This is a genomic window from Endobacterium panacihumi (genome assembly GCF_050847465.1).
In the GTDB taxonomy this organism is placed as follows: Bacteria; Pseudomonadota; Alphaproteobacteria; order Rhizobiales; family Rhizobiaceae; genus Neorhizobium; species Neorhizobium panacihumi.
This window is the reverse complement of the sequence record NZ_JBOZRA010000001.1, coordinates 356,127-371,948: the sequence shown is the minus strand read 5'-3', so window position 1 is coordinate 371,948 and position 15,822 is coordinate 356,127. Positions and strand designations below refer to the sequence as shown.

General features: G+C 59.6%; 10 protein-coding genes. All 10 read left to right on the top strand.

What is annotated here, in order from left to right:
* Positions 1-7 precede the first annotated feature (7 nt).
* Positions 8-886 (top strand): transglutaminase family protein, encoded by an 879-nt coding sequence (locus ACRQ1B_RS01745; RefSeq protein WP_432291952.1) that lies wholly within the window; start codon positions 8-10, stop codon positions 884-886.
* A gap of 116 nt (positions 887-1,002) precedes the next feature.
* Complete coding sequence (locus ACRQ1B_RS01740) at positions 1,003-2,190, top strand: vWA domain-containing protein (RefSeq protein WP_432291951.1); 1,188 nt, start codon at positions 1,003-1,005, stop codon at positions 2,188-2,190.
* 210 nt (positions 2,191-2,400) lie between these two features.
* Positions 2,401-3,654, top strand: coding sequence for a vWA domain-containing protein (locus ACRQ1B_RS01735; protein ID WP_432291950.1), 1,254 nt, complete (start codon positions 2,401-2,403; stop codon positions 3,652-3,654).
* 216 nt (positions 3,655-3,870) lie between these two features.
* Positions 3,871-6,336, top strand: a complete 2,466-nt coding sequence (locus ACRQ1B_RS01730) for a glycogen/starch/alpha-glucan phosphorylase (protein ID WP_432291949.1) — start codon at positions 3,871-3,873, stop codon at positions 6,334-6,336.
* Positions 6,333-8,558: a 1,4-alpha-glucan branching protein GlgB gene (gene glgB, locus ACRQ1B_RS01725; RefSeq protein ID WP_432291948.1), complete on the top strand. Its 2,226-nt coding sequence runs from the start codon at positions 6,333-6,335 to the stop codon at positions 8,556-8,558. The genes ACRQ1B_RS01730 and glgB overlap by 4 nt, the downstream gene beginning before the upstream one ends.
* A 93-nt stretch (positions 8,559-8,651) precedes the next feature.
* Positions 8,652-9,914, top strand: coding sequence for a glucose-1-phosphate adenylyltransferase (glgC, locus tag ACRQ1B_RS01720; protein WP_432291947.1), 1,263 nt, complete (start codon positions 8,652-8,654; stop codon positions 9,912-9,914).
* A gap of 26 nt (positions 9,915-9,940) precedes the next feature.
* A complete protein-coding gene (gene glgA, locus ACRQ1B_RS01715; protein ID WP_432293788.1) occupies positions 9,941-11,386 on the top strand; it encodes a glycogen synthase GlgA in 1,446 nt (481 codons plus the stop codon).
* A 2-nt stretch (positions 11,387-11,388) separates the two neighbouring features.
* Positions 11,389-13,017: an alpha-D-glucose phosphate-specific phosphoglucomutase gene (locus tag ACRQ1B_RS01710; protein WP_432291946.1), complete on the top strand. Its 1,629-nt coding sequence runs from the start codon at positions 11,389-11,391 to the stop codon at positions 13,015-13,017.
* Positions 13,018-13,224: 207 nt separating this feature from the next.
* On the top strand, positions 13,225-15,177 hold the full coding sequence (glgX, locus tag ACRQ1B_RS01705) for a glycogen debranching protein GlgX (RefSeq protein WP_432291945.1): 1,953 nt from the start codon (positions 13,225-13,227) through the stop codon (positions 15,175-15,177).
* A 96-nt stretch (positions 15,178-15,273) separates the two neighbouring features.
* On the top strand, positions 15,274-15,762 hold the full coding sequence (locus ACRQ1B_RS01700; protein ID WP_432291944.1) for a MaoC family dehydratase: 489 nt from the start codon (positions 15,274-15,276) through the stop codon (positions 15,760-15,762).
* Positions 15,763-15,822 lie beyond the last annotated feature (60 nt).

The following is a 15,822-nucleotide window of genomic DNA, read 5'->3' as shown; positions in this document are numbered from 1 at the left end:
AACCTCGATGCTCTACGATCTCTCCCTGCACATGGGATACGTCTACGATGTTCCGGCATCCGGCGCACGCCATGTCATTCGCGTGTTGCCCTTGTCCCTGCCCGAGCGTCAGCGGCTGATCGCCGGCTCGGTCACGGTCACGCCCAAGGCCGAGGAAAAGACGACCTTCATCGATTTTTTCGGCCAGCAGGCCACCTCGATCTTTCTGCGCGCGCCGCATGAACGGCTGGATATCCGCATGCAGGCCCGTGTCTCGGTGGAGACCCCAACGATCACTGCCGATCTTTCACCGACATTAGATGCTTTGCGCGGCGAACTGGCGGATCTGCGGTCGATCGATGCCGCCTCGCCGCACCATCTGACGGGTGAAAGCCCGCGTCTGCGCGAAAATCCGCTGATATCTGCTTATGCCCGGGCACACTTGAAATCCGGCCAGACGGTACGCGAGATTGCCACCATGCTCTGCCGCCGCATCCACCGCGACTTCAAATATGATCCAGAGGCAACCTCGGTGGATACCACACCGGGCGAGGCCTTCGACATGAAACGCGGTGTCTGCCAGGATTTTGCCCATGTGATGATCGTCGCCCTGCGCAGCCTCGGCATTCCGGCAGGCTACGTCTCCGGTTTCCTGCGCACCATTCCGCCGCCGGGCAAGGAGCGGCTCGAAGGCGCGGATGCCATGCACGCCTGGGTGCGCGTCTGGTGTGGCGAGACGACCGGTTATGTCGAGCTTGATCCCACCAACGACATCCCGGCCGGCGGCGACCATATCGTCGTGGGTTACGGCCGTGACTATGCCGACATTGCTCCCGTTATCGGCGTCCTCAAAACCTATGGCAGCCACCAGACGGTGCAGTCCGTGGACGTCGTCCCGTTAAAATAAGCGATTATGTCTCGGATTCTGCAGAATATGTAAAATCCCGGATAATTCCTTAGGTCTCTCTCAACGTCTCCAGCGATATGCACGCTATAGGGGTAAAAACGTGAGTGGGGATCACAATGCGTATTTCACGATATCTTGCGCAGTTTATCCGTGACCGCGGCGGCAACTTCGGGATCATGACCGCCGTGGCGATACCCGTCATCGTAGGCGCTGCCGGCATTTCCATTGATATGACGCGCGCCATGCAGATCAAGGCCGACATGCAGGCGATCGCAGACTCGGCAAGTCTGGCGGCGGCAACATCCCTGTCGAACAAAAAAGACTATACCGAAGCGCAAGCCAGAGACCTTGCCAACACCTTCTATGCCACCCAACTCGTCCAGAGGATCAAGACCGGATCGGAAACCGACGCAGAAATTGCCGCTCTGATGACGGACATCAAGAACGCCACCACGGTCACGATCGTCAGCAAGAAAAACGGCACGAATGGCAAGATCTACGATGTCACCATCACATCGGGCTATACGATGCCGGTCAACGCGATGACCGCAGTTGTTGCCGGCCCCTCCATGGCACTTGCGACCAAAGCGGCGGCCTCCAGCGCGACCGAAAGCCAGAACGCCTTCTCGATGTATCTCGTCCTCGATCGCTCCGGATCGATGAAAGAAAGCACCGACACGCAGGAATGTATCAAGTCTTACAAGGAGACGTGCATCTCTTACGGCTACATCAAAAAGATCGATGCCCTCAAATCCGCAGTAACGGGTCTTCTGACCGTCATAAACAAGGCCGACCCTGACAATAAATATGCTCGGCTTGGTGCTGTCTCCTATAACGAAAAGAGGCAGGCACCCACGCCCATGGCCTGGGGCACGACGGCCGTCGGCAATTATGCCGCCGCCCTGAAGGCAGACGGCTCGACCAATTCCGGAGAGGCCACGGAACTGGCCTATGACAGTCTTGCCCCTACAATGGGCGACAGCTCGGAAAACGAAATCCATAAGAAGAAGAATGGCCAGACGCCAAGCAAATTCATCATCCTGATGACGGATGGCGAAAACAATGTGGGCAACGCCGATGGCGTGACCAAAGCGGCATGCGATCGCGCCAGAAACGGTGGCAGCAACAAGATCACCGTCTATACGGTGGCATTCATGGCGCCGACCTCCGGCCGGGCACTTCTGAAATATTGTGCATCGACGCCCGCCCATTACTTCAATGCGGAAAATTCCGCCGAACTCGCGGCGGCCTTCAAGTCCATTGGCGAGGCAGCAGCGAAAGGGATGACACGCCTCACCCAGTGAGGGATTGCCGCATTGCGCTTTTCACAATGAAGCGTGTCATGCGGCACAGAATTGAAGTTAGGCCAAAGGCAAGACGACAAACTGTCCTAAATGAGGGCGGTTTTGCCGGGATTTTTGCCATGTCTAAAATTCGATGGAATAATTTAGGCCCCTGTCTACGCATAGCCGATAAACCGGCTTGCGTGGGTTCCAAAAGATTGGGCTGGGGCAATGAAAATCTCGCTTCCTGTTTCGCGGTTTCTGAATGATCGCGGCGGTAATTTCGGTATTATGACGGCAGTTCTGACCCCGCTGGCATTGGGTGCCGCGGGTATTGCGATCGACCTTACGCAAGCCATGCAGGTCAAGGGCGAGCTGCAGGCTGTCGCGGATTCAGCGTCTCTCGCGGCCGCTCGGGCGATGTCGGAAGAAGACCTGAAGCCTGCACAGGCCAAGGAACGTGCCGAGCAGATCTACGCCGGGCAGATGGTCAATTATCTGAAGACCGGCAAGGAAACCGAAGGTGAGATCGACGCCATGATCGCCGCTCAACGCGCAGCGATGAAGGTGACCATCACCGAAACGCCCAATGGCAGCCGAGGCAAGACCTTTTCGATCACCGTGTCATCGACCTACAAGATGCCGCTCAATGCCATGACCGGGCTTCTTGCAGGCAAGACCATGGATCTTGGCGCTTCCAGCACGGCCTCCAGTGCGACGGAATCAACCAATGGCATCTCGATGTATCTGGCGCTCGACCGGTCCGGCTCGATGTCGTTCAAGACTTCGACGGTCATTAAGAACGCCACCTGCATCAATTACACAGCAACGAACTGGCGATACAAAAACGTCACAAACACACGTGACAAGAACTATATCTGGCCTGAAAAACCATGCTACGTGCGCAAGATCGATGCGTTGAAGACTGCCGCCAACAGCATGTTCAGCGCGCTGAACAAGGCGGATGCGAAATCGACGCTCGTGCGTGTAGGTGCATCGGCCTATACACACCAGACCTTTAAGGCCTCACCGATAAATTGGGGAACGGCTGACGCTGCAACATATGTGGCAGACATACCCAGCATTCCGGAAGGCGGAACCGACGCCAACAGTTCCATGACGGCGGCGATCAATGCGTTGAACAGCGGCAACTCGGCGGAAGCCAATGCGCATGCCAAGAAGGGCAACGACAGCTTCAGCCGCTACATCGTCCTGATGACCGATGGCGAAATGACTGGCAACAGCGCCGACTTCGACAAGGGGCTCGATCAGGCTGTTCGCACCAAGTGCGACACTGCCAAGAAGGACGGCATCCAGATCTTTACCGTCGCGTTCATGGCTCCCGCCACAGGCAAATCGCTGCTGACCTACTGCGCCAGCGACCCAAGCTATTATTATGAGCCGGACGACATGGAAGATCTGGTCATCGCCTTCGGCGAAATCGCCGAAAAGGCCGCCAAGGCGACGACCCGCCTGACGAACTGATCATCCGCTATCCCGTCATGACGACGACAAAGCCCCCGCTGCCGCAGCGGGGGCTTTGTTATTTCTGACGAATTTCGTTTTTCGACCTTGCCGAATAGAGCTGCGTCCCGATATTGCCAGTCCATCATAAGAATGCATAAACTGTGGTTTACTGCATGCCAGACGACTGAATCGGACGACCCTCCCATCCGCTCCTCCAGCAAAGTTGGCGATTACATGAGCACTACCTTTTCTCCCTCCGACCTTCCTCATCCCGCTCCGCGTTCCTCGCGCCCGGAAATCATGGCCGCGGAGATCATCGAACGTCTCACCTACCGCATCGGCAAGGATGTCGCGGTCGCTAAACCGCATGACTGGCTGACCGCCACCATTCTCGTGGTCCGTGACCGCATCATCGACCGCTGGATGGAAAGTACCCGACAGGCCTACAAGACCGGCCAGAAGCGCGTCTATTATCTATCGCTGGAATTCCTGATCGGCCGCCTGATGCGCGATGCCGTTTCCAATCTCAACCTGATGACCGAAATCCGCGACGCGCTTTCCTCGCTCGGTGTCGATCTCAATGTCATCGCAGGCCTCGAGCCGGATGCGGCGTTGGGTAATGGCGGCCTCGGCCGTCTCGCCGCCTGCTTCATGGAGAGTATGGCGACCGTCGATATCCCGGCCTATGGCTACGGCATCCGCTATATCCACGGCCTGTTCCGGCAGCAGATGGCCGATGGCTGGCAGGTGGAACTGCCGGAAACCTGGCTTGCCCACGGCAATCCGTGGGAATTCGAGCGCCGCGAAAGCTCCTACGAAATCGGCTTCGGCGGCTCCGTCGAAACCGTCGGTGGTTATGACGACGCGCCGCGTTATGTCTGGAAGCCGGCCGAACGTGTCATCGCCATGGCCTATGACACGCCGGTCGTCGGCTGGCGCGGCAAGCGCGTCAACACGCTGCGCCTGTGGTCGGCACAGCCGATCGATCCGATCCTGCTCGACGCCTTCAACGCCGGCGACCATATCGGCGCGCTGCGCGAGAGCAACAAGGCGGAAGCGCTGACCCGCGTCCTCTACCCGGCCGATGCCAACCCGGCCGGTCAGGAATTGCGCCTGCGTCAGGAATATTTCTTCTCGTCCGCGTCGCTGCAGGACATTCTGCGCCGCCACCTGCAACAATATCCCGACTTCACCAACCTGCATGAAAAAGTGTCGATCCAGCTCAACGACACCCATCCGGCGATCTCCATCGGCGAGTTGATGCGCCTGCTCTGCGATGTGCATGGCATGGAATTCGAGGAAGCGTGGGAGATCACCCGCCATACCTTCTCCTATACCAACCACACGCTGCTGCCCGAAGCGCTGGAAAGCTGGCCTGTGCCGCTGTTCGAGCGCCTGCTGCCACGCCACATGCAGCTGGTTTATGCGATCAACGCAAAAATCCTCCTGGAAGCGCGCAAGGAAAAGAATTTCGGCGAGCAACAGATCCGTTCGATCTCGCTGATTGACGAAAGCGGCGACCGCCGCGTGCGCATGGGCAATCTCGCCTTTATCGGTTCGCATTCCATCAACGGCGTGTCTGCCCTGCATACAGACCTGATGAAGGAAACGGTGTTTGCCGACCTGCACACGCTTTATCCGACCCGCATCAACAACAAGACCAACGGCATTACCCCGCGTCGCTGGCTGATGCAGTGCAATCCGGGTCTGACCAACCTCATCAAGGAAGCCATCGGCGACAAGTTCCTGGATGACACCGAGGCGCTGACGGATCTCGACAAGTTCGCGGACGACAAGGCCTTCCAGGAAAAATTTGCCGCCGTGAAGCGTGCCAACAAGGTGGCGCTCGCCAATCTCGTCGGCAGTCGCATGGGCATAAGGCTTGATCCGTCATCGATGTTCGATATCCAGATCAAGCGTATCCACGAATACAAGCGCCAGCTTTTGAACATCGTCGAAGCCGTTGCTTTGTATGATCAAATTCGCTCGCATCCGGAACTGGATTGGGTTCCGCGCGTTAAGCTCTTCGCAGGCAAGGCAGCCCCCAGCTACCACAATGCGAAACTGATCATCAAACTCGCCAACGACGTGGCGCGGGTCATCAACAACGACCCGGCGGTGCGCGGTCTTCTGAAAGTGGTGTTCGTGCCCAACTATAACGTCACGCTGGCCGAGACCATGGTCCCGGCCGCCGACCTGTCCGAGCAGATCTCGACGGCCGGCATGGAAGCGTCGGGCACCGGCAACATGAAATTCGCACTCAACGGCGCGCTCACCATCGGCACGCTCGACGGCGCAAACGTCGAAATGCAGGAACATGTCGGTGCGGAAAACATCGTCATCTTCGGCATGACGGCGGAAGAAGTCGCGGCAAAACGCGCCAGCGAATACAATCCGCGTGAAGTCATCGAGGGTTCGCGCGAACTGTCGCAGGCGCTGCATGCGATTGCATCGGGCGTCTTTTCGCCGGATGATCGCAACCGCTTCACCGACCTGATGGACGGCATCTACAATCACGACTGGTTCATGGTCGCCGCCGATTTCGACGCCTATGCGAAAGCGCAGCGCGATGTCGACCAGATCTGGACCGACACCTCGTCCTGGTACTCCAGGACGATCCGCAACACTGCCCGGATGGGTTGGTTCTCGTCCGATCGCACCATCCGTCAATATGCGACGGAAATCTGGAGAGCCATATGACCAAATCGCCCAAAGATCTCGGAGAAACCGGCGCTCGCAACGAGACGCGCGCGCCCGGTGAAATACCCCTCTCCGAGATCGAGGCGATCATCAATGGCAAGCATACGAATCCCTTCGCCGTTCTGGGTGTCCACCAGATCGGCGGAGGTTTCATGGCCCGCTGCTTCATCCCCGGCGCCGAGGAAGCCATCGTGCTCACCCTCGACGGCAAGGATCTGGGCGAACTGAAACTGCGCCACGAAGCCGGTTATTTCGAAGGCATGGTACCGCTCACCAGCCAGCAGCCGCTGCGCTACCGCGCCGCCCGCGGCGATGTCGAATGGGCGGTCACCGACCCCTATTCCTTCGGCCCGGTTCTCGGCCCGATGGACGATTATCTTTTGCGCGAAGGCTCGCATCTGCGCCTGTTCGATCGCATGGGCGCGCATCCGCTGAAACACGAGGGCGTCGAGGGGTTTCACTTCGCCGTCTGGGCGCCGAATGCGCAGCGTGTGTCTGTCGTCGGCGAGTTCAACAACTGGGATGGTCGCCGCCATGTGATGCGGTTGCGGCAGGATACCGGCATCTGGGAAATATTTGCACCGGACGTGCGCGCCGGTACCGCCTACAAATATGAGATCGTCGGTGCCGACGGCACGCTTTTGCCGCTGAAGGCCGATCCCTATGCCCGCCGCGCCGAGATGCGTCCGAAAACGGCTTCCGTGACCACGCCGGAACTCGAACAGGAATGGGACGATGCGGCCCACCGCGAGCATTGGGAAAAGGCCGATCATCGCCGCCAGCCGGTTTCCATCTACGAAGTGCATGCCGGTTCATGGCAGCGCCGCGACGATGGCTCCTTCCTCTCCTGGGACGAGCTGGCCTCGCAGCTGATCCCTTACGTCACCGACATGGGCTTTACCCATATCGAATTCCTGCCGATCACGGAACATCCCTATGATCCGTCGTGGGGTTACCAGACGACCGGGCTTTATGCCCCCTCCGCCCGTTTCGGCGAGCCGGAAGGGTTTGCCCGTTTCGTCAACGGCTGCCACAAGGTCGGCATCGGCGTCATTCTCGACTGGGTACCGGCGCATTTCCCGACCGATGCCCATGGCCTTCGCCATTTCGACGGCACCGCCCTTTACGAACATGCGGATCCGCGTCAGGGCTACCATCCCGACTGGAACACCGCGATCTACAATTTTGGCCGCGTCGAGGTTCTGTCCTATCTCATCAATAACGCGCTCTACTGGTCGGAGAAATTCCATCTCGACGGACTGCGCGTCGATGCGGTCGCCTCGATGCTTTATCTCGATTATTCGCGCCGCCACGGCGAATGGGTGCCGAACGAATATGGCGGCCGCGAAAACCTCGAATCCGTACGTTTCCTGCAGAAGATGAATTCGCTCTCTTACGGCGCGCATCCCGGCGTCATGACGATCGCCGAGGAATCCACGTCGTGGCCGAAGGTGTCCGCGCCGGTGCATGAGGGCGGTTTGGGCTTCGGCTTCAAATGGAACATGGGTTTCATGCACGACACGCTCTCCTATATGAGCCGCGATCCGGTGCATCGAAAGTTCCACCACAGCGAACTGACATTTGGCCTCGTCTACGCCTTTTCCGAAAATTTCGTTCTGCCGATCAGCCATGACGAAGTGGTGCACGGCAAGGGCTCGATGATCGCCAAGATGGCCGGCGACGACTGGCAGAAGTTCGCCAACCTCAGAGCTTATTACGGCCTGATGTGGGGGTATCCCGGCAAGAAGCTACTGTTCATGGGCCAGGAATTTGCCCAGTGGAGCGAATGGAGCGAGGAGCGCGCGCTCGACTGGAACCTCTTGCAATATCACATGCACGAGGGCATGCGCCGCCTGATCCGCGATCTGAACTTCTGCTACCGTTCGAAACCGGCGCTGCATGCGCGCGATTGCGAGGGCGAAGGGTTCCGCTGGCTGATCGTCGATGACGACGACAATTCCGTTTATGCGTGGCTCAGAATGTCGCCGGGGGAAAAGCCGGTGGCGGTGATCTGCAATTTTACGCCCGCCTACCGCGAAAACTACCGAATTCCCTTGCCGAATGCCGGTCGCTGGCGCGAAATACTCAATACCGATGCCGAGATCTATGGCGGCAGCGGCAAGGGCAATGGCGGACGCGTGCAGGCGGTCGATGCGGGAGGCACGATCTCTGCCGAACTGACGCTGCCGCCCTTGGCGACGATCATGCTGGAACTGGAATAACGGCGCCTGTCGCGCGGCCGTGTGGAGCGGTTTTGCGACAGCGACGGAACAAAGACGTTGAGCGGACAAGAAGTCGAATTTGGGGAGGATGAAATGACCACGAAACGCGTTCAACCACTCGCACGTGATGCCATGGCCTATGTTCTGGCCGGCGGCCGGGGAAGCCGCCTGAAGGAACTGACCGACCGGCGCGCAAAACCCGCTGTCTATTTTGGTGGCAAGACCCGTATCATCGATTTCGCGCTGTCGAATGCGCTCAATTCCGGCATCCGCCGCATCGGCGTCGCCACCCAGTACAAGGCGCATTCGCTGATCCGCCACATGCAGCGCGGCTGGGACTTTTTCCGCCCCGAGCGTAACGAAAGCTTCGACATCCTGCCGGCCTCGCAGCGCGTTTCGGAAACGCAGTGGTACGAAGGCACGGCCGACGCCGTTTACCAGAATATCGACATCATCCAGGACCATGGCGTCGAATACATGGTCATCCTTGCCGGCGACCATGTCTACAAGATGGACTACGAGCTGATGCTGCAGCAGCACGTCGATTCCGGCGCTGACGTGACCGTCGGCTGCCTGGAAGTGCCGCGCATGGAAGCCGTGGCTTTCGGGGTCATGCATGTCAATGCCAAGGACGAGATCATCGATTTCGTCGAAAAACCCGCCGATCCGCCGAGCATTCCCGGTGACCCGGAGCATGCGCTGGCCTCGATGGGCATCTATGTCTTCCACACGAAATTCCTGATCGAGGCGCTGAAACGCGACGCCGCCGATCCGAATTCCAGCCGCGATTTCGGCAAGGACATCATTCCTCACATCGTCGCCAACGGCAAAGCCGTCGCCCACCGTTTTGCCGATAGCTGCGTGCGGTCCGATTTCGAGCGCGAGCCCTATTGGCGCGATGTCGGCACGATCGATGCCTATTGGCAGGCGAATGTCGACCTGACGGCCATCGTGCCGACACTCGACATCTACGACAAGTCCTGGCCGATCTGGACCTACCAGGAAGTCACGCCGCCGGCGAAATTCGTGCATGACGACGAGGACCGCCGCGGCTCGGCGATTTCCTCCGTCGTATCGGGCGATTGCATCATTTCCGGCTCGTCGCTGAACCGCAGCCTGTTGTTCACAGGCGTGCGCGCCAATTCCTATTCGCGCCTCGACGGTGCCGTAATCCTGCCGAATGTGCGTATCGGAAGACATGCTCAGCTTCGCAATGTCGTCATCGATGCCGGTGTAACCATTCCGGAAGGACTGGTGGTCGGTGAGGATCCCGAAATCGACGCAAAGCGTTTCCGGCGCAGCGAAGGCGGGATCTGCCTGATCACCCAGAAGATGATCGACAAGCTCGACATCTGAGACGAAACGGGGTTTTGAAGACGAAAATGCAGGTTCTGGCCGTCGCATCCGAACTCTACCCGCTGGTGAAAACCGGCGGGCTTGCCGATGTCGCCGGTGCGCTGCCGCTTGCGTTGAAACATTACCGCGTCGCCACAAAGACGCTGATCCCCGGTTATCCGGCGGTGATGGCAAAACTGCGCGGCGATACCACGCAGCGACTGCATTTCGAAAACCTGCTGGGCGTCTCCGCCGATATCATCGAAACCCATATCGACGGCCTCGACCTTCTGATCCTCGACGCGCCGGAACTGTTCAACCGCCCCGGCGGCCCTTACGCCGATGCGACGGGTGCCGACCATGCCGACAACTGGCGCCGGTTTGCCGCCCTTTCATTGGCCGCAGCACGGATCGCGGCAGGCGAGATGGACGGCTGGCAGCCGGATCTGGTGCATGTGCATGACTGGCAGGCCGGTCTGGTGCCCGCCTATATGCGATACGGCGAGCAGCCCGAACTGCCGAGCCTGATCACCATCCACAACATCGCCTTTCAGGGCCGTTTCGATGCCAGCGTGCTGCCGCAGATCGGCCTGCCGGCGCATGCCTATGATATCGATGGCGTCGAGTTTTACGGTGGCGTCGGTTACCTGAAAGCCGGGCTGCAGACGAGCTGGGCGATCAACACCGTCAGCCCGACTTACGCAGAGGAAATCCTCACACCGGAATTCGGCATGGGCCTTGAAGGCCTGCTCGCCACCCGCGCCGAACACCTGTCGGGCATCGTCAACGGCATCGATACCGATGTCTGGGATCCGCGTGTCGATGCGGCGCTCGCCACCCATTACAGCGCCGCAACATTAAAAACCCGCAGCGTCAACAAACGCGGCGTCGAAGCCCGTTTCGATCTCGACGAGGATGACGGCCCGCTGTTCTGCGTCGTCTCGCGGCTGACCATGCAGAAGGGCATGGACGTGCTGGCGGAACTGGCCGACGATATCGTCGCCATGGGCGCACGCCTCGCCATCCTCGGCTCCGGCGATGCGTGGCTCGAATCCGAACTGCTCTCCGCCGCCATCCGCCATCCGGGCCGCATCGGCATCAACCGTGGTTATGACGAGCCGCTGTCGCACCTGATGCAGGCCGGTTCCGACGCCATTCTTATTCCGTCCCGTTTCGAACCCTGCGGACTGACCCAGCTTTACGGCCTGCGCTACGGCTGCGTGCCGGTGGTCAGCCGCACCGGCGGTCTCAACGATACCGTCATCGATGCCAACCCGGCCGCAATATCGGCCGGAGCAGCCACCGGCGTTTCCTTCAACGCCGTCACCACCGATAACCTGCGCCGCGCCATCAGGCGCGCTGTCGGCCTCTACCAGAGCCCCAAGATCTGGTCGGCCATGCAGAAGCAGGGCATGAAATCGGATGTCTCCTGGGACAAGAGCGCCGGCCTTTACGCCGACCTCTACGCCCGCCTTATTGCAAATAAAGGATGATCATGTTCAAGACCGTCTCCACCACGCCCTACAAGGACCAGAAGCCAGGCACCTCCGGCCTGCGTAAAAAGGTTCCGGTTTTCCAGCAGGAAAACTACGCCGAAAACTTCATTCAGGCGATTTTTGACAGCCTCGAGGGCTTTGAAGGCAAGACGCTGGTGATCGGCGGTGACGGCCGGTATTACAACCGCGAAGTCATCCAGAAGGCACTGAAAATGGCGGCCGCGAGCGGCTTCGGTAAGGTCATGGTCGGCCAGGGCGGCATTCTCTCGACGCCCGCCGCTTCCAACCTCATCCGCAAATACAAGGCTTTTGGCGGTATCGTGCTTTCGGCCAGCCATAATCCCGGCGGCCCGACCGAAGATTTTGGCATCAAGTACAATATCGGCAATGGCGGCCCGGCGCCTGAAAAGATCACCGACGCCATCTTTGCCCGCACCCAGGTCATCGACACCTACAAGATCGCCGATGTCGCCGATATCGATCTCGACGCGGTAGGCTCCTTCGATCTCGCCGGCATGACTGTCGAAGTGGTCGATCCGGTCACCGACTATGTCACGCTGATGGAAGAACTGTTCGACTTCCCTGCCATCAAGGCGCTGATCTCTGGCGGATTCAAGGTGGTCATCGACTCGATGGGTGCCGTCACCGGCCCCTACGCCGTGGAAATCCTCGAAAAGCGCCTTGGCGCGCCTGCCGGTTCCGTGCGCAATTCCACGCCGCTGCCGGACTTTGGCGGCCATCACCCGGACCCGAACCTCGTTCACGCCAAGGAGCTTTATGACGACGTCATGAGCCCGACCGGCCCGGATTTCGGTGCCGCTTCCGATGGCGATGGCGACCGCAACATGGTGGTCGGCAAGAACATGTTCGTCACCCCTTCCGACAGCCTTGCCATCATCGCCGCCAACGCGACGCTGGCGCCCGGTTACGCCAAGGGCATCGCCGGCATCGCCCGCTCCATGCCGACAAGCGCTGCCGCCGACCGCGTGGCGGAAAAACTCGGCATCGGCATGTACGAGACCCCGACCGGCTGGAAATTTTTCGGCAACCTGCTGGACGCCGGCAAGGCAACGATCTGCGGTGAGGAGAGCTTTGGCACCGGATCGGATCACGTCCGCGAAAAGGATGGTTTGTGGGCCGTGCTGTTCTGGCTGAACATTCTGGCCGTGCGCAAGGAAAGCGCCTACGACATCGTCACCAAGCATTGGGCCGAATATGGCCGCAACTACTATTCGCGCCACGACTATGAAGAGGTCGACAGCGACGCCGCCAACGGCATGGTGACGGCGCTGCGCGAAAAACTCTCGACCATGCCGGGCCAGACATTTGGCGCACTCAAGGTCGAGGCAGCAGACGACTTTGCCTATAACGACCCGGTCGATGGCTCGGTCTCGAAAAACCAGGGCGTACGCGTTCTGTTCGAAGGCGGCAGCCGCGTGGTTTTCCGCCTCTCCGGCACCGGCACTTCGGGCGCCACAATTCGCCTTTATGTCGAACGTTATGAGCCGGACGCATCGCGTCACGCCATCGAAACGCAGGAGGCTCTGGCCGACCTGATCGCCGTGGCGGACGAGATTTCCGAGCTGAAAAAGCGTTCGGGTCGGGATGCCCCGACGGTGATCACCTGATCTTATAGAAAATCTCTGGCTCATCCTCATCCAGCCATAAAGCTGGAAACTGCCCCTCACCCTAGCCCTCTCCCCGTAATACGGGGAGAGGGGACGTGGCACACCAAAGCCCTTGATCGGGGCAGGACGTCGCGGCATATCCCTTCTCCCCGTTGTGGCGGGGAGAAGGTGCCGGCAGGCGGATGAGGGGCAGAAGGAGCCTCGACGATGGCGAATTCATCTCTCTCACCCCTCGGCGCAACGCTCACCGCCAATGGCGCGGATTTCGCCATCTGGTCCTCGACCGCCGAAAAGATCGAGCTCTGCCTTTTCGACGACACCGGTGAAACCGCCCGCCACACACTCGCGCGCGGCGAAAACGGCATCCACCACATCCCCCTCCCCGGCATCACCGCCGGACAGCGTTACGGTTTTCGCGCCCACGGGCCTTACGATCCGGATCACGGCCTCTGGTTCGATGCTGCCAAACTTCTGGTCGATCCTTACGCCCGCGAACTCGACCGCCCCTTTCGCCACGATGTTCGGCTGATGCGCTTTGGCGAGGACACGGCCGATATCGTGCCAAAAGCCATCGTTACAGCTCAGACAAAAACCAAGGTTACGTCACCAAAATTCCAACCCGGCGGTTTTGTCTACGAAGTGGCCGTACGCCCCTTCACCATGCTGCACCCGGATGTGCCGGAACATCAGCGCGGCACCATCGCAGCACTCGCCCACCCGGCCATCATCGCGCATCTCAAAACCATCGGCGTCAATGCCATCGAGCTGATGCCGATCACCGCATGGATCGACGAACGCCACCTGCCGCCGCTCGGCCTCACCAATGGCTGGGGTTACAATCCGGTCGCCTTCATGGCACTCGATCCGAGCCTCTGCCCCGGCGGCATGAACGAACTGCGCGATACCGTCGCAAAACTCCACGCCGAAGGTATCGGCACCGTCCTCGATCTCGTCTTCAACCACACGGGCGAAAGCGACCGTTACGGCGCGACACTCTCCATGCGCGGCCTCGACAATCTTTCCTATTACCGACACATGCCGGATGCGCCCGACGTGCTGGTCAACGATACCGGCACCGGCAACACAGTCGCCTGCGACCACCCGGTGGTACAGCGCCTGATCATCGACACGCTGCGCCATTTTGTGTCTGAAGCCGGCATCGACGGTTTCCGCTTCGACCTCGCGCCAGTGCTCGGCCGCACGGCCAACGGGTTTGTCCGCGATGGTGGCACACTTTCGGCCATTCTCGCCGACGACGTTCTGGCCGACCGCATCATGATCGCCGAACCCTGGGATATCGGTCCCGGCGGTTACCAGCTCGGCAATTTTCCGCCACCCTTCCTCGAATGGAACGACCGCGCCCGCGACGATCTTCGCCGTTACTGGCGCGGTGACCAGAGCCTGACCGGAACGCTTGCCAGCGCCCTTGCCGGCTCATCGGAAATCTTTTCCCGCCACGGCCTGACCGCCACCCGCAGCGTCAATTTCCTCGCCGCCCATGACGGTTTCACGCTGATGGATCTCGTGTCCAACCAGCACAAGCACAACGAAGCAAATGGCGAGAACAACCGCGACGGCCATGGCGAAAACTTTTCCTGGAACAACGGTTTCGAGGGCGCAACCGACAACGAAACCATCCTCGAAAATCGCCGCCGGGATGTCATCGCCCTGCTCTCTACGCTGTTCGTCTCTCGTGGCACGGTGATGTTGACGGCCGGCGACGAAGGCGGGCGTTCGCAGGGCGGCAACAACAATGCCTATTGCCAGGACAATGCCATCACCTGGGTCGACTGGGCAAAACTCGATCCCGCGATAATCGCCCACACCGCGTTTCTCTCTGGCCTGCGAAAACGTTTCCCGGCACTTGCCGATACCGCGTTCTTGACCGGCAGGGGCGATGTCGAATGGTTTTCCGCCAGCGGCGAGATCATGACGGTGGAAGACTGGGAACGCGGCGATGCCTCCACGCTGACCATGGTGCTGTCCACGCCCGATCGAACAACCAGACACCATGTGCGCATCGCTGTCCTCTTCAATCGGGGCCATGACAACATCGAGGCACGATTGCCTGGCAACAACTGGCAGGCGCTGGCATGTGGCGGCGCAATCGATAGAATGATGCTGCCGCCGCGCTCGGTCAGCTTCTGCATCGAGACCTGACGTCGCCCACACGCAATCATTCTTGAATAATGCAATTTTTACAAAGCTCTAGAATACTGGCCGAATATCATCGTGCCATTCAGCCGAGGACAGAACATGCGTCATGAAATTTCATTGAAGGACGTGAAGGATCTCGTCGGCACGGAGATCGGTGTTTCCAGCTGGATGACCGTCGACCAGACGATGATCGACACCTTTGCGGATGCCACCAACGACCACCAGTTCATCCATGTGGACCCCGAGCGCGCCGCGACCGAGAGCCCGTTCGGCGGCACCATCGCCCATGGCTTTCTGACGCTCTCGCTGCTCTCCGCCATGAATTACGAAAGCCTGCCGGTCATCCGCGAACAGACGATGGGTCTCAATTACGGTTTCGACCACATCCGTTTCGGCTCGCCGGTCAAGACCGGAAGCCGTATTCGTGGTCATTTCGTGCTGAAGGAAGCCCGTTTTCGCGGTGGCGCCATGCTGATGACCACCTATGACATCTCGATCGAGATCGAAAACGAAAAAAAGCCGGCGCTCACCGGCAGCTGGACGACGATTGTCCAGTTCGATCCAAAGGATCGCCCCGAGGACGTATGAGCGTGAAACCTGCAATTTTCTGATGCGTGCTGAGCATTTGCAATGCTAGGCTCGGGATAT

Bases quoted from the DNA above. Each gene is read 5' to 3' on its own strand.
- glgC (WP_432291947.1), top strand. From the start codon at position 8,652: ATGACCACGAAACGCGTTCAACCACTCGCACGTGATGCCATGGCCTAT.
- ACRQ1B_RS01745 (WP_432291952.1), top strand. From the start codon at position 8: ATGCTCTACGATCTCTCCCTGCACATGGGATACGTCTACGATGTTCCG.
- ACRQ1B_RS01735 (WP_432291950.1), top strand. From the start codon at position 2,401: ATGAAAATCTCGCTTCCTGTTTCGCGGTTTCTGAATGATCGCGGCGGT.
- ACRQ1B_RS01710 (WP_432291946.1), top strand. From the start codon at position 11,389: ATGTTCAAGACCGTCTCCACCACGCCCTACAAGGACCAGAAGCCAGGC.
- glgX (WP_432291945.1), top strand. From the start codon at position 13,225: ATGGCGAATTCATCTCTCTCACCCCTCGGCGCAACGCTCACCGCCAAT.
- glgB (WP_432291948.1), top strand. From the start codon at position 6,333: ATGACCAAATCGCCCAAAGATCTCGGAGAAACCGGCGCTCGCAACGAG.
- ACRQ1B_RS01700 (WP_432291944.1), top strand. From the start codon at position 15,274: ATGCGTCATGAAATTTCATTGAAGGACGTGAAGGATCTCGTCGGCACG.
- ACRQ1B_RS01730 (WP_432291949.1), top strand. From the start codon at position 3,871: ATGAGCACTACCTTTTCTCCCTCCGACCTTCCTCATCCCGCTCCGCGT.
- glgA (WP_432293788.1), top strand. From the start codon at position 9,941: ATGCAGGTTCTGGCCGTCGCATCCGAACTCTACCCGCTGGTGAAAACC.
- ACRQ1B_RS01740 (WP_432291951.1), top strand. From the start codon at position 1,003: ATGCGTATTTCACGATATCTTGCGCAGTTTATCCGTGACCGCGGCGGC.